This is a genomic window from Sphingopyxis sp. YF1 (genome assembly GCF_022701295.1).
Lineage (GTDB): Bacteria > Pseudomonadota > Alphaproteobacteria > Sphingomonadales > Sphingomonadaceae > Sphingopyxis.
Genome location: NZ_CP033204.1, coordinates 2,067,359 through 2,091,377 on the forward strand (window position 1 = coordinate 2,067,359; position 24,019 = coordinate 2,091,377).

The following is a 24,019-nucleotide window of genomic DNA, read 5'->3' on the forward strand; positions in this document are numbered from 1 at the left end:
ATTGAGAACATTTGGGAAACGCGGTAGATTGCCGCCGTGGAGGACCGCGAAGATCAGGACGATATCGATGCGGCGGAGTTTCCGGTCCGCAAGATCATCCATGTCGACATGGATGCCTTTTACGCGTCGGTCGAACAGCGCGACGACCCGGCGCTGCGAGGCAAGCCCGTCGCGGTCGGCGGATCGTCGCGGCGCGGGGTCGTCGCGGCGGCGAGCTACGAGGCGCGCAAGTTCGGGGTGCGGTCGGCGATGCCGAGCATCACCGCAAAGCGCCAGTGCCCCGGGCTGATCTTCGTGCCGCCGCGCTTCGAGGTCTATCGCGACATCTCGCACCAGATTCGCGCAATCTTTCGCGACTATGCCGACGAGGTCGAGCCGCTGTCGCTCGACGAGGCCTATCTCGATGTCAGCCGCGACAAGACCGGGCTCGGCAGCGCCACCGCGACCGCGAGGCTGATCTGCCGCCGCATCCGCGACGAGACCGGCCTCACCGCCTCCGCGGGCGTGTCGTACAACAAGTTCATCGCCAAGCTGGCGTCGGATCAGAACAAGCCCGACGGGATGACCGTCATCCCGCCCGGCAAGGGCGCAGCGTTCGTCCAGACGCTCTCGATCCGCCGTTTCCACGGCATCGGGCCGGTGACCGCGTCGAAAATGGAGGCGCTGGGCGTGTTTTCGGGGGCCGACCTTGCGGCGAAGGAGAGGGAGTGGCTCGCCCTGCATTTCGGGAACAGCGCCGACTGGCTGTTCAACCTGGCGCGCGGGATCGACCATCGCCGCGTCAGGTCGAACCGGCCGCTGAAATCGCTGGGGGGCGAGCGCACCTTCTTCAACGACCTGATCACCGATACCGAAATCCGCGAGGCGCTCGCGCATGTCTGCACTGTGGTGTGGGACCGCGCCGCAAAAAAGGGCGCGCGCGGACGCACGGTGACGCTGAAACTGCGCTACGCCGATTTCCGGACGATCACGCGCGCGAGATCGGTGCCGTTCGCGATCGGCGACGGAGCGGGGCTGCTCGCCGTCGGCGAGACGATCCTCGCGCCGCTGCTTCCGGTGGAACAGGGCATAAGGTTGCTGGGGGTCACGCTGAGCAAGTTCGAGGGCGAGGATGATGAGGAAGAAGCGACGGGACCGGCCGATCTGCTGAGTCTGATCTAGCGCGCACAAAGGCGCGAAACCACCAAGGCTTCCTCTCTCCGTTTGTGCCGAGCTTGTCGGGCCCGAGGCGACCGCAGGCCAACCACCGTTCTTCTTGTGGCGTCACAGAAAAGAACTGCCCGTCGACAAGCTCAGGACGAACGGGCTACCAGAAATCCTCGCACCTTCCCGCGAATCACCCCGCCACCGCGAACCGCCGCTCCTTCGTCGCGGTAAACCGGATCGCCGGGTGGCGCTGGGTGACATAGCCGACCTCCCACGCATCCTTTGCCATGAACACCGGCGCGCCGTCGCGGTCGGTGGCACTGGCGCCGCGATGGTCGGCCTGGAACGCCTTGAGCGCCGCGGCATCGTCGCTCGCGATCCAGCGCGCAGTGTCCCACGGCGACTGTTCGAGCTTCGCCTCGACCTTGTACTCGGCGTCGAGCCGGCTGATCAGCACTTCGAGCTGAAGCTGACCGACGACGCCGACGATCATGTTGGCGCCGATCTCGGGATAGAAGACCTGGATGATCCCCTCCTCGGCCATGTCGTCGAGCGCCTTGCGGAGCTTCTTGGTCTGCGTCGGGTCGACGAGCGCGACGCGGCGCAGCAGCTCGGGCGCGAAATTGGGCAGGCCGGTGATCGTGATGTCGGTGCGTTCGGACAGGGTATCGCCGACGCGCAAAGTGCCATGGTTCGGGATGCCGATGATGTCGCCCGGGAAGGCCTCCTCGGCCATTTCGCGGTCCTGCGCGAGGAAAAGCATAGGGCGGCTGATCGCGATCGCCTTGCCCGTCCCGCCCTGCATCAGCCGCATGCCGCGCTCGAACCGGCCCGAACAGAGGCGCATGAAGGCGATGCGGTCGCGGTGCGCGGGGTTCATGTTCGCCTGCACCTTGAACACGAAACCGGTGACCGCGTCGTCGCCCGGCTGCACCGGCGCGGGTTCGGCGGGCTGCGGCTGCGGCCCGGGCGCGTGGTTCGCGAGCGCCGCGAGCAGATCGACGACGCCGAACTCCTTGAGCGCCGAGCCGAAATAGACCGGGGTCAGGTCGCCGTTGCGATAGGCATCGACATCGAAGGGGGCATAGCAAGCCGAAGCGAGCTCGGTCTCTTCCCGGAGATGCGCGAGCCCGCCCGCCGACAGTTCCGCCGCGAGCGCCGGATCGTCGAGCCCGGCGACCTTGGCACGGTGCCCTTCGTACATGCGCGATGCATCGCCGCCGGGCTTCATGATCGCAGGATCGACGAGATCGTAAATCCCCTCGAACTGCCCTCCCATACCCGCGGGCCAGTTCATCGGGCAGACGTCGAGCGCCAGCCGGTCGGCGACCTCGTCGAGCAGTTCGAACGGCGGCAGGCCTTCGCGGTCAACCTTGTTGACGAAGGTGATGATCGGCACCGAGCGCAGGCGGCACACCTCGAACAGCTTGAGCGTTTGCGGCTCGATGCCTTTCGCGGCGTCGATCACCATCACCGCGCTGTCGACCGCGGTCAGTGTGCGATAGGTGTCCTCGCTGAAATCCTCGTGCCCCGGCGTGTCGAGCAGGTTGAAGACCAGCCCGGCATGCTCGAAAGTCATCACCGACGAGGTCACCGAAATCCCGCGCTGCTGTTCGATCTTCATCCAGTCGGAGCGCGCGCGCCGCGCCTGACCGCGCGCCTTGACCTCGCCCGCCATATGGATGGCGCCGCCCGCAACGAGCAGTTTCTCGGTCAGCGTCGTCTTGCCCGCGTCGGGGTGCGAGATGATGGCGAAGGTGCGGCGGTCGGGATGCGGGGCGGTCATGGCGGCGGCGGTTAGCAGGTGCGGCAGGGCGTGGAAAGGGGCTGGCGCCGCACCGCGAACGGGTGCAGCATCGCGCGATGCGACGCTTCCTCTTTGTTCTCGCGCTCGCCGCCCTGACCGCGTCCGCGGCGGCGCACGACCTGATCGGCGAATATCGCCTCGCCGAAGGTCCCGACGTCGGGGGTGGCCTGCTCATCGCGGCCGACGGCAGCTTTCGCTATGGGCTCGCCGCCGGCGCGCTCGACGAATTTTCGGAAGGGCGCTGGCGGGCCGAGGGCGAACGCATCTGCCTTATCACCGAACCCAAGCCGGTGCCCCCGGCCTTCGCCAGGGCCGAACCCGTCGCGATCGAGGGCGTCGTGCCGACGATCCTGGTCACCTGGCCCAACGGCGAAGCGGTGTCGGGGGTCGATTTCGTCATCGGGTTCGACAGCGGCGATCCCGTCACGGGCTATACCCAGTATAACGGCTGGAGCCTGCCCGACGGCGAGCAGCGCGTCCCGCGCTGGATCGAGATACACGAGCCGATCTACGACATCGGCGCACCGCGTTTCGAACTGGCCGAGGCGGACAAGGGGCGGCTGCATGTGCAGCTCATTCCCAACGACCTCGGACTGGTCGACCTGACCGGCGCCTGCCTCGCGGCGCGCGACCGCGGGGCCGTACTGACGCGCAAGGAAGGGGAAATGCGTTTTGTGCGGATCGAACCCCAAGTGCCTGTCGAGGATGAGAAAGCCCAATAGCTCCGCCGCGCCTCCGTCGAACAAATCTCCGCATCCGGCGCTCCCGGTCGCGATCGGGCCCGGCGGCGCCCCTTCCCCCTTGCGCTCGGGGGGCGAATCGGCCACAACTTTACGTGAACGTAAAGGTAAGGCGACAAGGCCGCCGCGAGAGGAGTTCTTCCCCATGACCAGCACCCCCAATTACGAAACGATCAAGCTCGAGGTCGCCGACCATGTCGCGACGCTGACGCTCAACCGTCCCGAACGGCTCAATTCGATGCCGCCCGCGATGGCCGACGAGATTCGCGACGCGCTCGACCATCTGCCCTCGCTCGGCGCACGCGCGCTGCTGATCACCGGCGAGGGACGCGGCTTCTGCTCGGGCGCCGACCTCGGCGGCGACCGCGCCGCATCGGCGGTCGGCGGCGGTGCCAACAGCCGCAAGGCGTTGCGCAATCACTACAACCCGATGCTGCTCGCGCTCGCCAACCTCGACATTCCCGTCGTGACCGCCGTCAACGGCCCGGCAGCGGGCGTGGGGTGCAGCTTCGCGCTGTCGGGCGACTTCACGCTCGTCGGCAAATCGGCCTATTTCCTTCAGGCCTTCGTCAACATCGGCCTTGTCCCCGACGGGGGGTCGTCGTGGCTGCTCCCGCGCCTGATCGGCCTGCCCCGCGCGACCCAGATGATGATGCTTGGCGAAAAGATCGGCGGCGAACAGGCGGCCGAATGGGGCATGGTCTATAAATGCGTCGACGACGCCGACCTGCTGGCCGAGGCAAAGGCGCTCGCGACGCGCCTCGCGAACGGCCCGACGGTATCGCTCGGCACGATGCGCCAGGTGTTGCGCGCCGGCCTGTCGCAAAATTACAGCCAGACCCTCGATGCCGAGGCGATGGGCCAGTTCGTCGCGGGCAACAGCGAGGATGCGGTCGAAGGCGTGCTGGCGTTCCAGCAGAAGCGCAAGACCGAATTCAAGGGCAAATAAAAGCAACGCCCCCCGCTCAGGCGGGGGCGAGCTTCCCAGGCTACTCCGCGGCTTCCTCGACCATCACTTTCTTGTAGATGCTCGCGCGCGGGTAAGAGCAGAGACGCATCACCATCGGCTCGAAAAATTCCAGCGGTTCGCTCGCATAGTCAGGGTCGAACGCCGGCGCGTCATATTTCTCGCAGAATTCGGCGCAGGCCGCATAGTGCGGGTTATCGCGGAACTGGTCGCGCATGTCGCGGTCGAGGCCGAGATAATGGAAGAAATAATGGCCCTGGAAGATGCCGTGATGCTGGACGATCCACAGATTCTCTTCGGAAAGGAAGGGTTTCAGGATCGCCGCCGCGACGTCGGGATGGTTGAACGCACCGAGCGTGTCGCCGATGTCGTGGAGCAGTGCCATCACGACATATTCCTCGTCGCGGCCGTCGCGGTGGGCGCGCGTCGCGGTCTGCAGACAATGTTCCAGCCTGTCGACCGGAAACCCCCCGTAATCCCCGCCGAGTAGCTTCAGATGCTCGAGAATGCGCTTGCCATTCTGCGGCGCGAACTCCTTCTGCTCGCGCGCGATGATATCCCAATCTTCCTGCGTCCCGTCGATCATCGAACGGAACGTCGCGTGATCGTGCGTCATATCGGTCATGGCAGCCTCTCCCGGTTTCGGGCGAGTGTAGGCCATTCGTTGCAGCTTGCAACCTTCCCGCCCGTGCACCGTCGCCGTTGCCCTATTCGGGGGCGTAGGTAACCCCGTATTTCAGTGCTTCGTCGAGCGTCAGGCAGCGCCGCGTCGACTTGTCCTCGTCGGTCGCGACAGCCTGTTGCCGATACATGATGTCGGTCAGCAATTTGCGCGACACACCCATGCGGATCAGAAAATCATTGTCCTCGCTCGCGAGCAGCGCCGAATCCTGCTCGATGCTGCCGATCAGTTCCTTGGTCGCATCGGTGCCCATCGCGACGCTCATGTCGATCGCCGAGCGGTCGCCGGTGCGCGTGAACATGTGGACCATGAACACCCCGCCCTGATCGATGACGCGCGGGGCGCCCCCCATGAAGACGAAGTTGCAGGCGCTGAAGCAGGCCCAGCCGCTGGGAATGCGCGTCGCCACGCCGAGATTCGAACGGATGATCCGGCCCGCGGCATTGCCCGCCCGCGCGTCGCCCCCCGGCGACCGCAGCCAGATCTCGCTGACGTCGGGATTGGCCTTGAGCGCCGCGGCCAGGCGGTCGGGCAGACCCGCGTCGACGCGTCCCTCGGCGAGCATTACCTTCATGCCGCCGCGCTTCTCGACGGTCAGTTTCATGGTCGGATTGGCCGACCAGTTCGGGTTGAGCGGACAGGTCGGATTCGCCGGGTCGACCTCCGCCGCGCCGGTCAGGCCGGCCAGCGCGACCGCCGCGAGTGCGAGTCGCGCTATTCTACGCCGCAAGGACATAACGGGTGTCGCCCGGTCCCTTGCACATCCGCTTGCTGACCTGCGTCTCCTCGCCGTCGACGATGATGAAGTCGTTGACGTTCATGCATTTGCGCCCGCCGCCTTCGTCGTTGATCGACGCCACGGTCGACGACCCGCTGACATTCTCGCGCGTCGCGCTGGTCCAGTTCGCGGTCGCGCCGACTTCCTCGCCGCGCGTGACCTCTTCGGTCGCGGCGGCCGCCTGGACCTGCTCGCCCGGATCGAGTCGGCACGCGATCGCGTCGGTCAGCGTCCCGCTCACCTCCGAAATCGGCACATAGCTGTAGACACCCGCCTTGCTCGCGGCGTCGCCGACAGCGTCGCGGATCACGCCGCCCAATATGCTGCGTCCGACGCCGCTGCCCTTCTTGCCCTTGGGACAGCCGCCATTGTCGCTTTCGCTCGGGCTCGGCGCCGGAGTCGGCGCGGTCACCTTGCGCAGCAGCCCGCCGAACTGCGCCTGCGCGGGCGCCACCGCGAGCAGACAGGCGGCCAGAACCGCCGGTACTCCCAAAATCTTGCGCATCGAATATGCTCCAGCCAAATCCGCCCACTGCGGGGACGCTTCGGCGACCCTTTTATCGGTGACTCATGCCACTCGCTGTGATTTTCATCAACTCCGCACGATAAGTCATGCAGACCGGTTGAATTAGAGCTGAATATGGATCAGTAACGCTCCATGCTGTCGCAAAAGACCCGCTATACGATCCGTGCCTTCCAGCACCTCGCCGACCATTGGGGCAAGGGGCAGGTGCAGCTTGCGGACATTGCGGAGGCGCAGAACATTCCGCCCAAATTCCTGACCGTGATCCTGTCCGAAATGGCGCGCGAGGGGCTGCTCATCTCGCAGCGCGGCCGCGACGGCGGCTACCAGCTCGCGCTGCCCCCGATCGACATCAGCTATGGCGACCTCGTGCGGCTGACGCGCGGATCGCTCGCTCTAGTCCCCTGCGCCGCGCGCAACGCGCACGAGCATTGCAAGAACTGCCTGCCCGAGGTCGACTGCCGCATGCGCAGCCTGATGCTGAAGGTGCGCGACGACACCGCATCGATTCTCGACCGCATCAGCCTGGCCGACCCGATCGAGATGCAGCCGGTGTTCGAAACCGCCGACGCCGCCGAATAAACCGCGTCGCAGGTTCGATCGTGGCGGTCACGGCCGCTTTGGGGTGGGGAGCGGACTGCCCGTTTTCAGTCGTCATCCCGGCGAAGGCCGGGATCCCGTCCTGCAAGCCATGATGCACCGGTGAGATTGCGGCCTTCGCCGGGATGACGGAACATGACCGAATCCAGCCCTTCGTGCGCCCCGGCGAAAGCCGGGGGCCATTGCAGAAACACGCCGGGTTCGTGTCGGCATTCTGGGCCCCGGCTTTCGCCGGGGTGCACATCTCTAGCGGCGACTAACGGTCGTTAGTGGATATCCATATCCTCCCTGTCGTACAGCGATGGGGAGGGGGACCGTCCGCGAAGCGGATGGTGGAGGGGCCGGCAGCGTTGCGCCATAGCCCCTCCGTCAGCGCGGCGCGCTGCCACCTCCCCATGCCTGCGGCGCAGGCAGGATCTTGCACTTGTTGCGCGTCGCTTGCCGCCGGTCATTCCCGTCGGCCGAAAACCGCCGCCCGCGCGGCGGGTCCGCACGCGCCGCATTGCCCAAGAAAAAAGGCCCGGCGCGATGCGCGCGGGCCTTTTCGGGAAATGGTGGAGCCTAGCGGGATCGAACCGCTGACCTCTACAATGCCATTGTAGCGCTCTCCCAGCTGAGCTAAGGCCCCGTGCCATTTCGCTGGCCGCCCTGGGTGGTGCGACCGGGACGCCGCCTTTACCAGCGCCCGCCCCATATGCAAGAGGTCAAATGCATCTCGCGACGCTTTTTTGACCTCGCGCGAAAAAGATCAGCTTTCGTCGTCGTTGTCGTCGCCCGTCGCGACGCCCAGATCGTCGTCGCCGCCGAGGTCGACGTCATTGTCGGGCGAATCGCTGTCCTCGTCGACATCGACGTCCAGATCCAGATCGTCGTCGGACTCGGTCTCGGGCGCGGCCTTGCCGGGCTTCGCGACTTCCTCGAACGGCATCGGCTGCTTCGACTTGAGCACCGATTCCGGAAGCCACGCATATCCGCAATTGATGCAGCTGACCGGATCGTCCTTGGTCAGATCATAGAATCGGGTGGCGCATTTCGGGCAGCTGCGTTTCGTGCCCCATTCAGCCTTTACCATATGAACCTCGTATCCTTCTGGAAACAGGATAAAAATATCGGAAAAACGGCGGGAACTGAATAGCTATCCGCCAAATCGGCGTGCGCCTTGCCAGATTGCAGGGCCGCTGTCAAAAGCCGCACGCCATGATCGATCAAACCGCCAGTCCGCGCACCTTCTCCGCCTCTGTCCCGCTTCACGGCCGGATCACGATTCCCGGCGACAAGAGCATTTCACACCGCGCGCTGATGCTGTCGGCGCTCGCGGTCGGAACGAGCCGCGTCACCGGGCTGCTCGAAGGCCATGACGTCCTCGCGACCGCCGCCGCAATGCGCGCGATGGGCGCCTCGATCGACCGTCGCGACGACGGCGAGTGGGTGATCGACGGCGTCGGGGTCGGCGGGCTGCTCCAGCCGCGCGGAGCGATCGAGATGGGCAACAGCGGCACCTCGACCCGCCTGTTGATGGGGCTTGTCGCGAGCCACCCGATCACCGTCACCTTCACCGGCGACGCCAGCCTGTCGGGCCGCCCGATGGGCCGCGTCATCGATCCGCTGTCGCAGATGGGCGCCGACATCAGCGCCTCGCCCGGCGGCCGCCTGCCGCTGATGATGCGCGGGCTCGCCCCCGCCATCCCCCTCGCCTATCGCCTGCCGATGGCATCGGCGCAGGTGAAGAGCGCGGTGCTGCTTGCCGGGCTCAACACGCCCGGCGTCACCGAAGTGATCGAGCCGGTACCAACGCGCGACCATAGCGAACGGATGCTCCGGGGCTTCGGCGCCGAACTGACGGTCGAGACCGCCGCCGATGGCACGCGGCACATCCGCCTGACCGGCGAAGCCGAATTCCGGCCGCAGACGATCACTGTCCCCGGCGACCCGTCGTCGGCAGCCTTTTTCATCGTCGCGGCGCTGGTGGTTCCCGGTTCGGACGTGACGATCGCCAATGTCGGGCTCAACCCGACCCGCGCCGGCCTGATCGAGGTGCTGCGCCAGATGGGCGGCGATATCGAACTGATCGATGCCCGCGAGGTCGGCGGCGAACCGGTCGCCGACCTGCGCGTGCGCCACAGCGCGCTCAGGGGAATCGACGTCGATCCCGCGGTCGCGCCGAGCATGATCGACGAATATCCGATCCTCTTCGTCGCCGCGGCGCTCGCGGAGGGACGCACGGTGGCGACCGGGCTCGACGAACTGCGCGTCAAGGAAAGCGACCGGCTGGCGGTGATGGCGGCCGGCCTTGCGGCAATCGGCGCGCGCGTCGAGGAAAGCGCCGACGGGCTGGTGATCGATGGCACCGGCGGCGACGCGCTGCCTGGCGGCGCCACCATCGCGGGCCATCTCGATCATCGCATCTGCATGAGCTTCGCGATCGCGGGTCTGGTCAGCAAGGCGCCGGTGACGATCGACGACATGGAACCGGTCGCGACGAGCTTTCCCAATTTCGAAACGCTGCTCGCCCAGCTTCAGGGACGCGGCCATGACGCATGATGCCGCATCGCGGATTTCCCTTTGCTGTGACCGCGGTCATCGTGGCGGAGGCCGCACCGTGCGAGCGACCGGGCCGGTCAACAGCCCGCCAAAGGATATGTTCGTGAAGACACGCCCCGCCCTCGCCATGATCGCCGCCGCGCTTCTCGGCACCACGCCCGCCCATGCCGCCGAGCGCATCGCCGACCCGTTCGACCGCGCCGACGCGAGCTTTTCACGCTACCCGCTCAACCTCCGAAGCACGCCCCAGGCGATCGGCAGGCTGGTCAACGGCGACGTGTGCGACGATGACGAAGGCATCGCCTGCGAGTGGGAAGACGAAAAAGGGGTGCGCCATATCTTCGCCGGCGACACGCTGGCGATCAAGCTGGTCGATACTGCAATGCGGGGCGATCGCCCGATCGCGGCGCTCGGCATCGGCACCGCACGGTCGCGCGCCGACGTGCTGGCCGGCGTTCGTGCACTGCTGCCCGAAATCGCGGTCGACTGCCTCGAACCCGGCAAGGCCGGCGAGGGTCCGGGCATCGCATCGTGCAGCGGATCGTTCGACAACGGCGGCTGGTTCAAGCTGCTGTTCGGCCCCGACAACCGTCTGACCAGCGCGCGCATCGACGCGTTCCAGATCAACTGATGATCATCGCCGTCGACGGCCCCACCGCGTCGGGCAAGGGCACGATCGCGCGCGCGCTGGCGGCGCATTTCGGGCTACCGGTGCTCGACACCGGGCTGCTCTATCGCGCGGTGGGATACCAGACCCAGCTCGATCACGGCGACCCCGACAAGGCCGCCGACGCGCTCGCCGCGTGCGACTTTCCCGCTACGCTACTGGAGGACCCGGCGCTGCGCTACGAAAGCACAGGCAGCCTCGCGAGCCGCGTCTCGGTCCATCCGCCGGTGCGCGCCGCGCTGTTCCAGCGGCAGGTCGATTTCGCGAACCAGCCCGGCGGGGCGGTGCTCGACGGGCGCGACATCGGAACCGTCATCGCGCCGCACGCCGACGCCAAGCTGTTCGTCACCGCATCGCCCGAGGAGCGCGCGCGGCGGCGGCATGCCGAAATGCTGGGACGCGGGGTCGAGGTGAGTTACGAGGCGGTGCTCGCCGACATCCACGCCCGCGACGCCCGCGATACCGGCCGCGCCGACGCCCCGCTGCTGCGCGCGGCCGACGCGCTGCTGCTCGACAATACGGCGCTCGACCGCGATGCAGCGATCGCCGCCGCCATCGCCTTTGTCGAGGGGCGGGTCGGGCGATCCTCCTGAATATCGCGGCCGGCGCGGCAGCGGCCGGCCGGGCCTCCGCCCTTTTGCCTTGCCGCCGGCCGCCCGCGCGACTATATGCGCGCCGTCCGACGGGCTTCCGGTCCGGTCGAAGAACGGACAGGCCGCCGCCCCAACCGGGCGTCGGGCGTGACGGGACACACCCGTCGCGCCTTTTTGCCTTGTCCGCGCTTCACCGATCCTGCGCCCCAAGGATGTCCTGCATCGCATCCGGCGGGCGGGACGGTTCGGCCACAAGACCAGCGGATCCAACCGCTTGGCCGGAAACAATGAAGTAAGGAACACATCTATGGCCTCTACGGCTTTTCCGTCGCGCGACGATTTCGCCGCGATGCTCGACGAATCGCTGGGTGGTGCTGATGGCGGCTTTGAAGGCCGCGTCGTCAAGGGCACCGTGACCGCGATCGAAAACGACCTGGCAGTGATCGACATCGGCCTGAAGAGCGAAGGCCGCGTGGCGCTTCGCGAATTCGCGATGCCCGGCCAGAAGGCCGACCTCAAGGTCGGCGACGAAGTCGAAGTCTATGTCGACCGCGTCGAAAACGCCAATGGCGAAACCATGCTGTCGCGCGACCGTGCGCGCCGCGAAGCCGCGTGGGATCGCCTCGAAGAAGAATTCAACAAGGAAGCCCGCGTCGAAGGCGTCATCTTCGGCCGCGTCAAGGGCGGCTTCACCGTCGACCTCGGCGGCGCCGTGGCCTTCCTTCCGGGTTCGCAGGTCGATATCCGCCCCGTGCGCGACGTCGGCCCGCTCATGGACCTGCCGCAGCCGTTCCAGATCCTCAAGATGGATCGCCGTCGCGGCAACATCGTCGTGTCGCGCCGCGCCATCCTCGAGGAAACGCGCGCCGAACAGCGTTCGGGCCTGATCCAGAACCTAGAAGAGGGCCAGATCATCGAAGGCGCGGTCAAGAACATCACCGATTATGGTGCGTTCGTCGACCTCGGCGGCATCGACGGCCTGCTCCATGTCACCGACATGAGCTACAAGCGCGTCAACCACCCGAGCGAAGTCATCAACATCGGTGACACGGTCAAGGTGCAGATCATCCGCATCAACCGCGACACGCAGCGCATCAGCCTCGGCATGAAGCAGCTCGAAAGCGATCCGTGGGAAGGCGTCGCCGCCAAGTACCCGGTCGGTGCGAAGCTCTCGGGCACCGTCACGAACATCACCGACTACGGTGCGTTCGTCGAACTCGAACCCGGCATCGAAGGCCTGGTCCACGTCAGCGAAATGTCGTGGGTCAAGAAGAACGTCCACCCCGGCAAGATCGTTTCGACGAGCCAGGAAGTCGACGTCATCGTCCTCGAAGTCGACAGCGACAAGCGCCGCATCTCGCTCGGCCTCAAGCAGGCCCAGTCGAACCCCTGGGGCGCGTTCGCCGACGCCCACCCGGTCGGCTCGGTCGTCGATGGCGAAGTCAAGAACGCCACCGAATTCGGCCTGTTCGTCGGCCTGCCCGGCGACGTCGACGGCATGGTTCACATGTCGGACATCGCGTGGGGCATCTCGGGCGAAGAAGCGCTGCACCTCCACCGCAAGGGCGAGGCCGTTCAGGTCGTCGTTCTCGACGTCGACGTCGAGAAGGAACGCATCAGCCTCGGCATCAAGCAGCTTGAAAAGGGTGCTCCGGCCGTCGGCGGCGGCGCCAGCGCCGCGGGTTCGCTGAAGAAGAACGACATCGTCACCGTCTCGGTCCTCGAAGTCCGCGACAACGGCCTCGAAGTCCAGGCCGGCGAAGACGGTGCGACCGGCTTCATCAAGCGCGCCGACCTCGGCCGCGACCGCGACGAGCAGCGCGCCGAGCGTTACCAGGTCGGCCAGAAGTTCGACGCGATGGTCATCGGCTTCGACCGCTCGAAGAAGCCCAGCTTCTCGGTCAAGGCGATGCAGATCGCCGAAGAGAAGGAAGCCGTTGCGCAGTACGGTTCGTCGGACTCGGGCGCCTCGCTCGGCGACATCCTCGGCGAAGCGCTGAAGGCCGGCAAGAAGGGCTGATTCCAGCCCCTTTGCCGAAACGGGACAGGAGGCCCGCCGGATGCGTCCGGCGGGCCTTTTGATTCGGCGATATGCTTTTGACCGCCCCCCGATTCATGTTAGTCTGAGGACAGCGTTGGGAGGGGTCTCACGCCAGGGCCGGCAACGACCGGAATTCCTGCATCTCAGGATGCGCGTGACAATAAGGGGAAGCCAATGATCCGGTCGGAATTGGTTCAAAAAATCGCAAGCGAAAACAGTGATTTGCGACTTGAGGAGGTCGAAAAGATCGTCGATGCCTTCTTCGATTCGATCGTCGACCAGCTCGCGAACGGCGGCCGCGTCGAATTGCGCGGTTTCGGCGCCTTTTCGACCCGCAGCCGCGACTCGCGCACCGGGCGCAACCCGCGCACCGGTACCGCGGTGGCGGTGCAGGCCAAGAGCGTGCCCTATTTCAAGCCGGGCAAGGAAATGCGCGAGCGGCTGAACAGCTGACGCCGCGCATTTCGGTCACTGCGATTGTCGTGAAGCCAACCGGGGCCGTCGGCGACGCCCCGGGCGGCTTCCGGCGCGCCCTTGCGCGGGCGTGAAGGCTGTCGGCGCTCAGTTCTTGAGCCGGTAGCCGGTACGGAACATCCAGAAGATCACCGCAAGGCACAGCGCGAAGAAAAAGGCGACCGCGCCCATGCTGACCTCGATGCCGACGTCGCCCTTGCCGAAGAAAGTCCAGCGAAACCCGCTGATCAGATAGACGACGGGGTTGAACAGGGTGATCGTCCGCCACGCCGCGGGCAGCATGTCGAGCGAATAGAAGGCGCCGCCCAAGAAGGTCAGCGGGTAGACGACCAGCAGCGGGATCACCTGCAACTGCTCGAAGCTCTGCGCCCAAATGCCGATGATGAAGCCGAAGAGGCAGAAGGTCACCGCCATCAGCACCATGAAGGCGACCATCCACAGCGGATGCGCGACCTGCACGTCGACGAACAGATGCGCGGTGGCAAAGATGATCGCGCCGATGATCAGCGACTTCGTCGCCGCGGCGCCGACATAGGCGATCACCGTTTCGAGCGGCGACAGCGGCGCCGAGAGCATTTCGTAGATCGTTCCCGACCATTTGGGCATGTAGATGCCGAAGCTGGCGTTGCTGATGCTTTCGGTGAACATCGTCAGCATCATCAGCCCGGGGACGATGAAGGCGCCATAGGGGACCCCCGACACCTCGCTCATCCGCCCGCCGATCGCCGATCCGAAGACGACGAAATAGAGCGCCGTGGTGATCACCGGCAGCGCGAGGCTGGTCCAGACGGTGCGCCCGAAGCGCGCGAGTTCGAAGAGATAGATCGCGCGCACGCCGCGCCAGTTGGCGGTCATGCCGCGGCTCCTTCGCCGCCGCGCGGCTGATGCACCAGTCCCACGAAAATCTCCTCGAGCGAACTCTGTTTGGTGTGGAGATCCTTGAAGCCGACCCCGATGTCGCTCATCCGGCGCAGCAGCGACGGCACCCCCGTCGCCTCGGCCTGGCTGTCGAATTCATAGACGAGTTCGTGTCCGTCGCCCGCGAGCTCGAGCTTCCAGTCGGCGAGTTCGGCGGGCACCGCCGCGAGCGGTTCGGCGAGGTTGAGCGTGAGCGTCTTGCGGCCGAGCTTCTTGATCAGCGCATGCTTCTCTTCGACGAGGATCAGCTGCCCCTTGCTGATCACCCCGACACGGTCGGCCATTTCCTCGGCCTCCTCGATATAATGGGTGGTCAGGATGATCGTGACGCCGCGCTCGCGCAGCCCGTGCACCATCTGCCACATGTCGCGGCGCAGTTCGACGTCGACCCCCGCGGTCGGCTCGTCGAGGAACAGGATTTCGGGTTCGTGGGAGAGCGCCTTCGCGATCATCACGCGGCGCTTCATCCCGCCCGACAGCTCCATGATCTTCGCGTCGCGCTTGTCCCACAGCGACAGGTCGCGGAGCAGCTGTTCGATGAAGGCGGGGTTGGCGCGCTTGCCGAACAGCCCGCGCGAAAAGCTCACCGTCGTCAGCACTGTCTCGAAGGAATCGGTGTGCAGTTCCTGCGGCACCAGCCCGATCATCGAGCGCGCCGCGCGATAGTCGCGCTGATGGTCGTGGCCGCCGACCGTCACCGTGCCGCTCGAGGGGGTCACGATCCCGCAGACGATGCTGATCAGCGTCGTCTTGCCCGCGCCGTTCGGCCCGAGCAGCGCAAAAATCTCGCCCTTGTTGATGCTGAGATCGACCGACGACAGCGCGGTGTGACCGCTCTTGTACGTCTTGCCGAGGCCGGAAATGGTAAGGACAGCTGTCATCGTCATTCGTCTAGCTGACGGAGCCGATCGGGTGAACCCGCAAACAGCGCTTGACCTGCCCCGGGGCATCGGCTTGACCGGCACCGGCGTGCGGACGTGGCGAAATCGGTAGACGCAGCAGACTTAAAATCTGCCATCCTCTGGATATGCGGGTTCAAGTCCCGCCGTCCGCACCAACCGCCGCACGCCGCGGCGCGTTAGCACCCTTCCCGTTTCGTGCCGCATGGCTATGATGGCACCGATGCCGCCGACGATCGATATCCCCGCGAAGAAAAGACTGATGCTACGGGCCGGCGCCGCCGGACTGCTGGCGCTGACGCTCGGCAGCTGCGGGCTGTTCGGCGAGGCGGGGCCGGTGCGCATTGCGGCGATCGGGACGCTCGCCGCTTCGCCGAGCCCGATCAACGGCGAGCTCGACGCCGCGAATGCGGCGCTGCTCAACCTCAGCGCGCAGGGCCTCGTCACCTTCGACGCCGAGGGACAGGTCGACGTCGGCCTCGCCGAACGCTGGACGGTCACCGCCGACGGCCGCAGCTATATCTTCCGCATTCGCGAGGCCAAATGGGCGAACGGTCGCAAGGTCACCACCGCCGACGTCGCCCGCATCCTGCAATCCTATCTCGCGCCGCGCAGCCGGCACGTGCTCAAGGACGATTTCCCCGAAATCGAAACGATCAAGGCGATGACCGAAACGGTGGTCGAGATCCGCCTGTCGGTGCCGCAACCGGCGATCCTCGAACTGCTCGCACAGCCCTCGATGGCAATCGTCAACCGCGGGCTCGGCTGGGGGCCGATGCGCGCGCGGCGCAACGGCCGGTCGGCGCTGCTGTCGCCGGTCCCCGACCCGCTGGCCGAAGACCCCGAGGCGGCCGAGGCCGCGGCGGCGGATCCCGCCGCGTCGATCGAACTCACCGGCACCACCGCGCCGCGTGCGCTCGCGCGCTTCAAAAATGGCTATGCCGACGGCGTCGTCGGCGGGCGCTTCTCCACCCTTCCCTATTTCGCGGCTTCGAACATCGGGCGCTCGCGCCTCGTCGTCGATCCGGTGCCCGGGCTGTTCGGGCTCAGCTTCGTCAGCGACGAGGGCTTTCTCGCGGTGCAGGCCAATCGCGAAGCGCTGTCGCGCGCGATCCGCCGCGAACGGCTGATCGCCGCCTTCGGGCTTCAGGAATGGGAGCCGCAGATGACGCTGCGTCCCGATCTCTACACGCGCGACACCGGCCCGGCGCCGCTGCTGCCGGCGTGGGCCGACTATGACGAACAGTCGCGCTTCGTGCAGGCGCAGCGCACGATCGACGCGTGGCGCGCGGGCGGACGCGAAATCGAAACGCTGCGTATCGCGGTTCCCGATTCGCCCGGCGGGCGCATCCTCTTCGCCTATGTCGCCGCCGATCTTGCCCGCCTCGGCGTACCGACCCGCCGCGTCGCGACGGGCGCCCCTGCCGAGCTCCGCCTGATCGACGAGGTGATGCCCAACGACGACGCGCTGTGGGGCCTGCGCCGCCTGTCGTGCCGACCCGACACCATCTGTCACCGCGATGCGCAGGCGCTGATCGACGAAGCCGCCGCGGCGCCGAACGCCGCCGAGCGCGCGCGGCTGATCGGCGAGGCCGAAGTGCGGCTGGCGGGCTATTCGCCCTTCATCCCGATCGCGACGCCGCTGCGCTGGTCGGTCGCGGCGCAGCGGCTGACCGCGCTGCGCGCCAACGGCCGCGGCCAGCACCCCTTGAATCGCCTTATTGCCTTACCCAGATAATACAGCGGCGCCGCAAATCCGGGCGCTGCCGAAAAGGACCCAAGGATGGCCCCTTCGACCCGCGACACCGACGCGATGTTCGATGCCCTGATTCAGGACCGCCGCGACCCCGCGGCGCTGCGCAAGCGCGTCGAGACGCTCGAATTCCTGCTCGAACGCAGCTTCACCATCCCGGGCATCAACCGCCCGGTCGGGCTCGACGCGATCGTCGGGCTCGTCCCCGTCGTCGGCGACGTGATATCCGGCCTGATGGGCGCCTATCTGATCTGGGAGGCTCGCAACCTGGGCATGCCGAAATGGAAGATCTGGCGGATGATCGGCAATCTCGGCGTCGACACGACGCTGGGCGCGATCCCGCTCGTCGGCGATGCCTTCGACCTTCTCTTCCGGTCGAACACGCGCAACCTCAAGATCATCAAGAAGCATCTCGACAAGCATCACCCGGGGACGATGATCATCGATCAATAGTCGCTGCTTCCCTCCGACTGTCTGATGGTGCTAGCACAGCGCCTTCAGATTCTATCGGAGATCCGGATGTTCCGCGCCACACTCGCCGCGCTCGCCCTCGGCTGTTCCTTCACCGCCGTCGCGGCTGCCGCAAAGGAGGCCGAAGACCCCTGGCTCTGGCTGGAGGATATCGAGGGCAAGGCGGCGCTCGACTGGGTCAAGAAGGAAAATGCCGCCACCGACCGGCTGATCACCGGCCGTCCGGGCTTCGAGGCCGACCGCCAGCGCGCGCGCACCATCCTCGACGACGACCGCCAGATCGCGATACCCGACGCGGTGATGGGCGACACGATCACCAACTTCTGGCGCGACGCCGCCAATCCGCGCGGTGTCTGGCGCCAGAGCCCGCTCGATGCCTATCTGTCGGGCAAGCCCGAATGGACGGTGCTGATCGACGTCGACGCGCTCGGCAAGGCCGAAAAGCAGAGCTGGGTGTGGCACGGCGCCGACTGTCTCGCGCCCGACTACCGGCGCTGCCTCGTCTCGCTGAGCCCGGGCGGCACCGATGCCGATATCGTCCGCGAATGGGACCGCACGACGAAAAGCTTCGTCGAGGGCGGCTTCACCGTCCCGCTCGCCAAGAGCAGCGTGACGTGGGAAGATGCCGACCATCTGCTCGTCGCGACGGACTATGGCGCGGGCAGCATGACGAGTTCGGGCTATCCCAGGATCGTCAAGCGCTGGACGCGCGGCACCCCGCTCGCCGCGGCTGTGACGCTCGTCGAGGGCGAGGCCGCCGACGTCGGCATGGGGGTCGGTGCCTTCATGGACGGCGACACGCGCTGGCCGGTGATCAGCCGCAACATGAGCTTCTACACCACCCGCCACTACCTGCCGAACGCCGACCGTTCGGCGTACAAGAGCACGATCATTCCCGAGAGCGCCGACCTGCGCGACGTGATCGACGGGCAGGCGATCGTCTTTCTCAACGAGGATTTCGGCGAGGGCTTTCCCGCCGGATCGCTGATCTCGCTGTCGCTCGCCGACATGGCCGCCGACCGCCAGGTCCCGATCGTCCCGGTGATGACGCCGACGAAGGCGCAGGCGATCGAAAGCGTCGCCGCGACCGACCATATCCTGTGGGTCAAGGCGCTCGACGATGTCGAGGGCAAGCTGTTCGCGCTGCGCCGCGACCAGCCGAACGGCCGCTGGAGCCAGAAGGAAGTCCCGCTCGCCGCCAATGCGACGGTGCAGATCGCGGGCGCGATCGGCAAGAGCGACCGCCTGCTCGCGACCGCCGAGACGATGCTCCAGCCACCCACCCTCTATGCCGTGACCGAAACCGGCGCGCCGCAGACCCTCCAGAGCCTGCCGGCGCTGTTCGACGCGAGCCAGATGCACGTCGAGAAACGCTTCGCGACGTCGAAGGACGGCACCAAAGTGCCCTATTTCCTCGTCCGCAAGAAGAGCGACAGCGAAACCCCCGTCCCCGCGCTCGTCCACGCCTATGGCGGTTTCCGCGCCGCGCAGACGCCGGGGTATCTGACCGGCCAGCCCTATCGCGCCGGCCCGCTGGGGCTGTTCTGGGTCGAGAACGGCAATGCCTATGTCCTCGCCAATATCCGCGGCGGCGGCGAATATGGCCCCGCCTGGCACCAGGCCGCGCTCTATGAAAAGCGCCAGAACAGCTTCGACGATCTCCACGCGGTCGCCGAGGATCTGGTCCGGACCGGAGTCAGCGCCAAGGGCAAGATCGCGATCTCGGGCCGATCGAACGGCGGCGTGCTCGTCGGCGCGGCGATGGAACAGCGCCCCGACCTTTATGGCGCGGTGATCTCAGGCTCGCCGCTCAAGGACATGAAGCGCTATACCAAGCTGCTCGCGGGCGCGTCGTGGATGGACGAATATGGCGATCCCGACAAACCCGGGGACTGGGCCTTTATCTCGCAATATTCGCCCTATCAGAACATCCGCAAGGGCGTGAAATATCCGCCGATCTTCCTTTACCTCTCGACCAAGGACGATCGCGTCCATCCCGGCCACGCGCGCAAATTCGCGGCGCGGCTCAAGGACTATGGCAACCGCGTCTATTACCACGAATATCTGGAGGGCGGCCATTCGGTCGGCGCCGACCACGCCGAGGATGCAGTGCGCGCGGCGATGCTCCACGCATTTCTGTTGCGCGAACTGGTCGACACGAAATAGGCAGCGGCGGGGCCGCGAGTGCGGCCGATCATCGTGCGGCTGTCAACCGCATCGACGAGGATCGCGGGTCAGTCCGCCCGCCCCCGCAGCAGCGCGATCAGCGCGACGACCCCTGCGGTCAGCAGGGCGCCGCCGCCCGCTGCGGCGAGCAGCCAGGGCGCGACGGCGCCGAAATCCTCGGGGTCGACGGCGTCGGCGGCGGGCAGCCCCCACGCCAGCGCGATCGCGATCGCGGCGGCTCCCGCACCGGCGAAGATCAGCGCGACGCGCAGCGCCCGCGCCTTGCCGCCGAGCGCGAGCGCTTCGCCGCTCGGGATACGCGCCGCATGCCAGCGCTGAACCTCGCGCGCTGCATCGGTCGCCGCGGACGGCACCGGCACGCGCAGCGCCGTCCGCACCGTCCCACTCTTGGCCGGATAGGCGAGCGCGAATTCGAGGCACGCGAGGTCGGTGCCCGCGACCGCGAGCCAGCGCATCGCCTGCAGTTCGGGAATGCCGCGCGGGCGCAGCACATGATAGCTGCCGTCGACGAGGATCGCGGTCCGCCCGGCGATGATTTCAGCCCCCTCGGCGGGCACATCGGCGCGCGGCAGGGCTTCGTTGCCGAGCCGCGCGGGATCGCTCGCCGAACGCGCGGCATCGAAGGCGTGGAACGCCGCCCAGTCGGCCGGCCCGACACGCCAGCGCGCGATTTCGCCCTCGCCGCGCAGCAACCGGGCCCGCCCCCGCGCGAGCAGCAGCGCGCGTATCAGGAAGACCGGGCAGAAAAAGAGCAGCAGCACGCCCGCCGCCATCACCAGCGCAGTCGCCCCTTGATCGCCGGCGCGGTCGAGGCGCGCGACGCCGATCCCCAGCAGCAGTACGCCGAGGATGACCAGCGACAGGTGCAGCAGCACCGACCGGACCGGATTGCGCATGACGTCCCCTCCATCGGCGCGGCGGTCGGCCGGTCGCCATCAAAACCCCCGCGTGCGTGCCTGCCGGCGTCCGAAACCCGAGCGCAGCAGGCCTATTCGACCGCGGCGTCGGCGGGAGGCAGCGTCGGGTCCTCATGTTCGAGGCGGATGCGCAGCGTGCCGCCGCGCCGCACGAGCACCGCGGTATACGACCAGGTCTCGATCGGCGCGTCGCCCCAGCCCCAGTCGAACAGCCCCGCGACCAGCACCGCATCGGGCCCGACCGGATCGAAGCTGAGGTCGCGCCACTCGAAACTGGCCGGCCGAGTCCAGCTGTCGGCGGCGTAGCGCGCCTCGATCGCCGGGTGCCGTTCGAAGGCTTTCAGTCCGCCGCCCATCAGATAGGCGCCCGCGGGATCGTACCGCGCCACGATCGCCGCGCGGTCGCCGGTGACCAGATCGTTCGCATAGTCGCGCATGAACGCCTCGGCCTCGACGACGAAGCCGGTGGCCGCCGCCGTCGCGGCCGCCTCGCTCGTGTCCGCCGCGACACATGGCACCGGACTTGCCGCCACCAGAAGCATGGCCGCCAACAATCGTTTCATAACCCCTCCCCTGCCGAAAGAGGCGGCAATCCTATGTCGGGCCGGCGCGAAAGAAAAGATCGCCGGCGCGACCGGCAATCGCTCGCCCCCTCCCGCTAGGCGTCGATGTCGCGCTTGTAGGTTTCGGGCAGGAACAGGATGCCGACCACGGCGGTCACCGCGGCGATCACGACCGCGTACCAGAGCCCCTGGTAGATGTTGCCCGTGGCCGCGACCATCGCGAAGCCGATCGTCGGCATGAAACCGCCGATCCAGCCGTTGCCGATATGATAGGGTAGCGACAGCGAGGAATAGCGGATGCGCGCGGGGAACAGTTCGACGAGCAGCGCCGCGAGCGGTCCATAGACCATCGTCGCGAGGATGCCGAAGACGCAGAGGATGAGGATCACCCGGAGTTTGTCGATCGCGGCGGGATCGGCGGCGGCGGGATAGCCGGCGCGCGTGAGCCCCGCCTGCACCTCTTCGTGGAGCGCGGCGATGGCCGCCGCCTTCGCGTCGCCCGCGAGCCGCGCAGGATCGGGCGCGGCGTGGGTTTCGTCGCCGATGCGCACCGTCGCGATCGTCCCGGCGGGCGCCTCGGCATTGGCATAGTTGATCCCGCCGCGCGCGAGGTAGGATTTGACGATGTCGCAGCTCGTCCGGTCGAAGCTGTTCTTGCCGATCGGGTCGAACTGGAACGAACAGTCTCCACCATGCGCGACGACGGTCACCGGCGCACGCTCGACCGCCGCCGCCATCGCCGGGTTCGCGGCCCCAACGAGCGCCTTGTAGAGCGGGAAATAGGTGAAGACCGCGATCACGCACGCGGTCATCATGATCGGTTTGCGGCCGATCCGGTCGCTGAGCCAGCCGAAGAAGACGAAGCTGGGGATGATCAGCAACAGCGCGGTGGCGACGAGGAAATTGGCGGTCGCGCCGTCGACCCTGGCGATCTTTTCGAGATAGAAGAGCGGGTAGAGATGCGCGGCGAAGCCGATCACCGCCTGCCCCGCGACCGCGCCGAACAGCGCGATCAGCACCAGCCGGAGGTTCTTCCATTCGCCGAAGGCTTCGCGCAGCGGCGCCTTCGATGTCGCCCCCGCCTGCTTCATCCGCTGGAACACCGGGCTTTCCTCGAGCTGCACGCGGATCCACAGCGTGACCGCGAGCAGGATGATCGAGCAGATGAAGGGAAGCCGCCAGCCCCAGTCGTTGAAGCTGTCGGCATCCATCACGGTGCGCAGCCCGACGACCAGCGACGAGGCGAGGATCAGCCCGAGCATCGCGGTCGTCTGGATGAAACTGGTGTAGAAGCCGCGTTTTCCCGGCGGCGCATGTTCGGCGATATAGACCGCCGCGCCGCCATATTCGCCGCCGATCGCGAGCCCCTGGAGCAGGCGCAGGATCATCAGGATAATCGGCGCCGCGATGCCGATCGTGTCGTACCCCGGAAGGAAACCGACCGCGAAGGTCGACAACCCCATGATCGCCATCGTGACGAGGAAGGTATTCTTGCGCCCGACGACATCGCCGACGCGCCCGAAGACCAGCGCGCCGAAGGGGCGCACCGCGAACCCCGCGGCAAAGGCCATCAGCGCGAGGATGAAGCCGGTGGTCTCGTTGACCCCCGCAAAGAAATGGCGCGACAGCGCGGTAGCGAGCAGGCCGTAGAGGTAGAAATCATACCATTCGAACACCGTCCCCAGCGACGATGCGACGATGACGCGCCGCTCGCTCTGTCCCATGCCGGATCCAACCGCCGGGCTCTCCATCTGGTCTGCCATAGTCTCTCTCCCTCTCGCCCCGGCAGCGGCGGCGGGACTTGTCCGGCCCGTCCGCCACGCTCCCGGGGATGTTCAGTACACAACCGCCATCGTCGGCGCCGTGCAGCCCGCACTCGCCAGTTCGCGTTCGGCCTGCGCGAAACCATAAGCGGGGACAATTTCGCCCCGACGGTCGGCAACCCGGTCCCATCCGGAAACGACCCGTGCCGCGGCGTCGTCGCCCGCGCCGACGAACAGCCCGTCGGTCAGCGTGATGTTCGCACACGCGAAATGTCCTGCCCCGGCGCACAGGATCGCGCGCGTCGGCGCATCCTCGCCGACCAGCGCGAGCAGCCCCGGACTCACCGCCTCGGGCGCCAGATGCGCGAGCGCCCCGGCGGCAAGCACCCCGTCGGTCATCGCGGTTGCCGCGGTCGGCGCGAGGCAGTTGACGCGGATGCCGTATTTCTCGCCCTCGATCGCCAGCGTCTGCATCAGCCCGACGAGCGCCATCTTGGCGGCGCCATAATTGGCCTGGCCGAAATTGCCGTAGAGTCCCGACGAGGAGGTCGTCATGACGATGCGACCGAAGCGCCGGTCGCGCATCTGGTCCCACACCGCCTTCGCACAGATCGCCGCGCCCATCAGGTGAACATCGACGACCAGTCGGAAATCGGCGAGGTCCATCTTGGCGAAGCTCCGGTCGCGCAGGATGCCGGCGTTGTTGATCAGGATGTCGATGCCGCCCCACGCCGCCGTCGCGGCGTCCATCATCGCGGCAACCTCGCCCTCGTCGGCCACCGACGCCGGTGCCACCATCGCCTGCCCGCCCGCCGCCGCAATCTCGGCCGCGACCCGCTCCGCCGCGGTCGCCTCGCGATCGTTGACGACGACGCGCGCGCCGTGGCGCGCGAGCAGCAGCGCGTGCGCGCGGCCTAGCCCGCCCCCCGCGCCGGTGACGACAGCAACGCGTCCCGCCAGATCCATCTCGCCTCTCCCTCGTTTTTATT

General features: G+C 67.0%; 23 protein-coding genes and 2 tRNA genes. 13 read left to right on the forward strand and 12 right to left on the reverse strand.

Features of this window, described 5'->3' with window-relative positions:
* Nucleotides 1-27 precede the first annotated feature (27 nt).
* On the forward strand, nt 28-1,161 hold the full coding sequence (gene dinB / locus EAO27_RS10025) for a DNA polymerase IV (RefSeq protein WP_278190162.1): 1,134 nt from the start codon (nt 28-30) through the stop codon (nt 1,159-1,161).
* A gap of 175 nt (nt 1,162-1,336) precedes the next feature.
* Here dinB and EAO27_RS10030 read toward each other — a convergent pair whose 3' ends face one another.
* Nucleotides 1,337-2,932 carry a peptide chain release factor 3 gene (locus EAO27_RS10030; protein ID WP_242780164.1) on the reverse strand — a complete coding sequence of 532 codons (1,596 nt, stop codon included), beginning with the start codon at nt 2,930-2,932 and terminating at the stop codon, nt 1,337-1,339.
* Between the two features lie 77 nt (nt 2,933-3,009).
* Here EAO27_RS10030 and EAO27_RS10035 point away from each other — a divergent pair, with 77 nt between their 5' ends.
* Nucleotides 3,010-3,675, forward strand: a complete 666-nt coding sequence (locus EAO27_RS10035; RefSeq protein ID WP_242780166.1) for a hypothetical protein — start codon at nt 3,010-3,012, stop codon at nt 3,673-3,675.
* Between the two features lie 163 nt (nt 3,676-3,838).
* Nucleotides 3,839-4,642, forward strand: coding sequence for an enoyl-CoA hydratase-related protein (locus tag EAO27_RS10040; protein WP_242780168.1), 804 nt, complete (start codon nt 3,839-3,841; stop codon nt 4,640-4,642).
* A gap of 40 nt (nt 4,643-4,682) precedes the next feature.
* On the opposite strand, the gene EAO27_RS10045 is transcribed toward EAO27_RS10040, so the two are convergent.
* The 3 genes from EAO27_RS10045 to EAO27_RS10055 all read right to left on the reverse strand — a co-directional run bounded on the left by EAO27_RS10045 (nt 4,683) and on the right by EAO27_RS10055 (nt 6,625).
* Complete coding sequence (locus EAO27_RS10045; RefSeq protein WP_242780170.1) at nt 4,683-5,285, reverse strand: HD domain-containing protein; 603 nt, start codon at nt 5,283-5,285, stop codon at nt 4,683-4,685.
* 82 nt (nt 5,286-5,367) lie between these two features.
* Entirely contained in the window at nt 5,368-6,078 is a 711-nt protein-coding gene (locus EAO27_RS10050) for a hypothetical protein (protein WP_242780172.1), read from the reverse strand.
* The gene (locus EAO27_RS10055) at nt 6,062-6,625 is read right to left on the reverse strand and encodes a hypothetical protein (protein ID WP_242780174.1); all 564 of its coding nucleotides are present in this window, start codon (nt 6,623-6,625) and stop codon (nt 6,062-6,064) included. Before EAO27_RS10055 ends, EAO27_RS10050 begins: the two co-directional genes overlap by 17 nt.
* A gap of 153 nt (nt 6,626-6,778) precedes the next feature.
* Between EAO27_RS10055 and EAO27_RS10060 the strand changes: the two genes are divergently transcribed.
* Nucleotides 6,779-7,225 (forward strand): Rrf2 family transcriptional regulator, encoded by a 447-nt coding sequence (locus EAO27_RS10060; protein ID WP_242780176.1) that lies wholly within the window; start codon nt 6,779-6,781, stop codon nt 7,223-7,225.
* 570 nt (nt 7,226-7,795) lie between these two features.
* Here the strand turns inward: EAO27_RS10060 and EAO27_RS10065 are convergent.
* Nucleotides 7,796-7,871: transfer RNA gene (locus tag EAO27_RS10065), tRNA-Ala, on the reverse strand.
* Nucleotides 7,872-7,991: 120 nt separating this feature from the next.
* Nucleotides 7,992-8,315 carry an FYDLN acid domain-containing protein gene (locus EAO27_RS10070; RefSeq protein ID WP_242780178.1) on the reverse strand — a complete coding sequence of 108 codons (324 nt, stop codon included), beginning with the start codon at nt 8,313-8,315 and terminating at the stop codon, nt 7,992-7,994.
* Nucleotides 8,316-8,440: 125 nt separating this feature from the next.
* On the opposite strand from EAO27_RS10070, the gene aroA reads away from it, so the two are divergent.
* From aroA to EAO27_RS10095, 5 genes are all read left to right on the forward strand, one after another.
* Nucleotides 8,441-9,784, forward strand: coding sequence for a 3-phosphoshikimate 1-carboxyvinyltransferase (gene aroA, locus EAO27_RS10075; protein WP_242780180.1), 1,344 nt, complete (start codon nt 8,441-8,443; stop codon nt 9,782-9,784).
* Between the two features lie 103 nt (nt 9,785-9,887).
* Nucleotides 9,888-10,415, forward strand: a complete 528-nt coding sequence (locus tag EAO27_RS10080) for a hypothetical protein (protein ID WP_242780182.1) — start codon at nt 9,888-9,890, stop codon at nt 10,413-10,415.
* Complete coding sequence (locus EAO27_RS10085) at nt 10,415-11,044, forward strand: (d)CMP kinase (RefSeq protein ID WP_242780184.1); 630 nt, start codon at nt 10,415-10,417, stop codon at nt 11,042-11,044. Before EAO27_RS10080 ends, EAO27_RS10085 begins: the two co-directional genes overlap by 1 nt.
* Nucleotides 11,045-11,351: 307 nt before the next feature.
* Entirely contained in the window at nt 11,352-13,064 is a 1,713-nt protein-coding gene (gene rpsA / locus EAO27_RS10090; protein ID WP_242780186.1) for a 30S ribosomal protein S1, read from the forward strand.
* A gap of 195 nt (nt 13,065-13,259) precedes the next feature.
* The gene (locus EAO27_RS10095) at nt 13,260-13,538 is read left to right on the forward strand and encodes an integration host factor subunit beta (protein WP_242780188.1); all 279 of its coding nucleotides are present in this window, start codon (nt 13,260-13,262) and stop codon (nt 13,536-13,538) included.
* A 108-nt stretch (nt 13,539-13,646) separates the two neighbouring features.
* Here EAO27_RS10095 and EAO27_RS10100 read toward each other — a convergent pair whose 3' ends face one another.
* A complete protein-coding gene (locus tag EAO27_RS10100) occupies nt 13,647-14,414 on the reverse strand; it encodes an ABC transporter permease (RefSeq protein WP_242780190.1) in 768 nt (255 codons plus the stop codon).
* On the reverse strand, nt 14,411-15,358 hold the full coding sequence (locus EAO27_RS10105) for an ABC transporter ATP-binding protein (protein ID WP_242780192.1): 948 nt from the start codon (nt 15,356-15,358) through the stop codon (nt 14,411-14,413). The genes EAO27_RS10100 and EAO27_RS10105 overlap by 4 nt, the downstream gene beginning before the upstream one ends.
* 90 nt (nt 15,359-15,448) lie before the next feature.
* Between EAO27_RS10105 and EAO27_RS10110 the strand changes: the two genes are divergently transcribed.
* From EAO27_RS10110 to EAO27_RS10125, 4 genes are all read left to right on the forward strand, one after another.
* Nucleotides 15,449-15,534 (forward strand) — tRNA-Leu (locus EAO27_RS10110).
* A 47-nt stretch (nt 15,535-15,581) separates the two neighbouring features.
* Nucleotides 15,582-17,114: an ABC transporter substrate-binding protein gene (locus EAO27_RS10115; protein WP_242780194.1), complete on the forward strand. Its 1,533-nt coding sequence runs from the start codon at nt 15,582-15,584 to the stop codon at nt 17,112-17,114.
* 45 nt (nt 17,115-17,159) lie between these two features.
* Nucleotides 17,160-17,582, forward strand: coding sequence for a DUF4112 domain-containing protein (locus EAO27_RS10120; RefSeq protein WP_242780196.1), 423 nt, complete (start codon nt 17,160-17,162; stop codon nt 17,580-17,582).
* Nucleotides 17,583-17,648: 66 nt separating this feature from the next.
* The gene (locus EAO27_RS10125; protein ID WP_242780198.1) at nt 17,649-19,766 is read left to right on the forward strand and encodes a prolyl oligopeptidase family serine peptidase; all 2,118 of its coding nucleotides are present in this window, start codon (nt 17,649-17,651) and stop codon (nt 19,764-19,766) included.
* 68 nt (nt 19,767-19,834) lie between these two features.
* Here EAO27_RS10125 and EAO27_RS10130 read toward each other — a convergent pair whose 3' ends face one another.
* From EAO27_RS10130 to EAO27_RS10145, 4 genes are all read right to left on the reverse strand, one after another.
* Nucleotides 19,835-20,683 carry a hypothetical protein gene (locus EAO27_RS10130; RefSeq protein WP_242780200.1) on the reverse strand — a complete coding sequence of 283 codons (849 nt, stop codon included), beginning with the start codon at nt 20,681-20,683 and terminating at the stop codon, nt 19,835-19,837.
* A 92-nt stretch (nt 20,684-20,775) separates the two neighbouring features.
* Nucleotides 20,776-21,267: a hypothetical protein gene (locus EAO27_RS10135; RefSeq protein WP_242780202.1), complete on the reverse strand. Its 492-nt coding sequence runs from the start codon at nt 21,265-21,267 to the stop codon at nt 20,776-20,778.
* A 95-nt stretch (nt 21,268-21,362) separates the two neighbouring features.
* A complete protein-coding gene (locus EAO27_RS10140) occupies nt 21,363-23,030 on the reverse strand; it encodes an MFS transporter (RefSeq protein ID WP_242780204.1) in 1,668 nt (555 codons plus the stop codon).
* Nucleotides 23,031-23,102: 72 nt separating this feature from the next.
* Complete coding sequence (locus EAO27_RS10145; protein WP_242780206.1) at nt 23,103-23,996, reverse strand: SDR family NAD(P)-dependent oxidoreductase; 894 nt, start codon at nt 23,994-23,996, stop codon at nt 23,103-23,105.
* Between the last annotated feature and the right edge of the window lie 23 nt (nt 23,997-24,019).

What these genes read in the sequence shown, in the direction of transcription:
- EAO27_RS10050 (WP_242780172.1), bottom strand. Translation starts at nt 6,078, where the DNA reads ATGTCCTTGCGGCGTAGAATAGCGCGACTCGCACTCGCGGCGGTCGCG.
- rpsA (WP_242780186.1), top strand. Translation starts at nt 11,352, where the DNA reads ATGGCCTCTACGGCTTTTCCGTCGCGCGACGATTTCGCCGCGATGCTC.
- EAO27_RS10145 (WP_242780206.1), bottom strand. Translation starts at nt 23,996, where the DNA reads ATGGATCTGGCGGGACGCGTTGCTGTCGTCACCGGCGCGGGGGGCGGG.
- EAO27_RS10030 (WP_242780164.1), bottom strand. Translation starts at nt 2,932, where the DNA reads ATGACCGCCCCGCATCCCGACCGCCGCACCTTCGCCATCATCTCGCAC.
- EAO27_RS10045 (WP_242780170.1), bottom strand. Translation starts at nt 5,285, where the DNA reads ATGACCGATATGACGCACGATCACGCGACGTTCCGTTCGATGATCGAC.
- EAO27_RS10115 (WP_242780194.1), top strand. Translation starts at nt 15,582, where the DNA reads ATGGCTATGATGGCACCGATGCCGCCGACGATCGATATCCCCGCGAAG.
- EAO27_RS10120 (WP_242780196.1), top strand. Translation starts at nt 17,160, where the DNA reads ATGGCCCCTTCGACCCGCGACACCGACGCGATGTTCGATGCCCTGATT.
- EAO27_RS10130 (WP_242780200.1), bottom strand. Translation starts at nt 20,683, where the DNA reads ATGCGCAATCCGGTCCGGTCGGTGCTGCTGCACCTGTCGCTGGTCATC.
- aroA (WP_242780180.1), top strand. Translation starts at nt 8,441, where the DNA reads ATGATCGATCAAACCGCCAGTCCGCGCACCTTCTCCGCCTCTGTCCCG.
- EAO27_RS10100 (WP_242780190.1), bottom strand. Translation starts at nt 14,414, where the DNA reads ATGACCGCCAACTGGCGCGGCGTGCGCGCGATCTATCTCTTCGAACTC.
- EAO27_RS10095 (WP_242780188.1), top strand. Translation starts at nt 13,260, where the DNA reads ATGATCCGGTCGGAATTGGTTCAAAAAATCGCAAGCGAAAACAGTGAT.
- EAO27_RS10040 (WP_242780168.1), top strand. Translation starts at nt 3,839, where the DNA reads ATGACCAGCACCCCCAATTACGAAACGATCAAGCTCGAGGTCGCCGAC.
- EAO27_RS10140 (WP_242780204.1), bottom strand. Translation starts at nt 23,030, where the DNA reads ATGGCAGACCAGATGGAGAGCCCGGCGGTTGGATCCGGCATGGGACAG.
- EAO27_RS10070 (WP_242780178.1), bottom strand. Translation starts at nt 8,315, where the DNA reads ATGGTAAAGGCTGAATGGGGCACGAAACGCAGCTGCCCGAAATGCGCC.
- EAO27_RS10085 (WP_242780184.1), top strand. Translation starts at nt 10,415, where the DNA reads ATGATCATCGCCGTCGACGGCCCCACCGCGTCGGGCAAGGGCACGATC.
- EAO27_RS10060 (WP_242780176.1), top strand. Translation starts at nt 6,779, where the DNA reads ATGCTGTCGCAAAAGACCCGCTATACGATCCGTGCCTTCCAGCACCTC.
- EAO27_RS10105 (WP_242780192.1), bottom strand. Translation starts at nt 15,358, where the DNA reads ATGACAGCTGTCCTTACCATTTCCGGCCTCGGCAAGACGTACAAGAGC.
- EAO27_RS10135 (WP_242780202.1), bottom strand. Translation starts at nt 21,267, where the DNA reads ATGAAACGATTGTTGGCGGCCATGCTTCTGGTGGCGGCAAGTCCGGTG.
- EAO27_RS10035 (WP_242780166.1), top strand. Translation starts at nt 3,010, where the DNA reads ATGCGACGCTTCCTCTTTGTTCTCGCGCTCGCCGCCCTGACCGCGTCC.
- EAO27_RS10055 (WP_242780174.1), bottom strand. Translation starts at nt 6,625, where the DNA reads ATGCGCAAGATTTTGGGAGTACCGGCGGTTCTGGCCGCCTGTCTGCTC.
- EAO27_RS10125 (WP_242780198.1), top strand. Translation starts at nt 17,649, where the DNA reads ATGTTCCGCGCCACACTCGCCGCGCTCGCCCTCGGCTGTTCCTTCACC.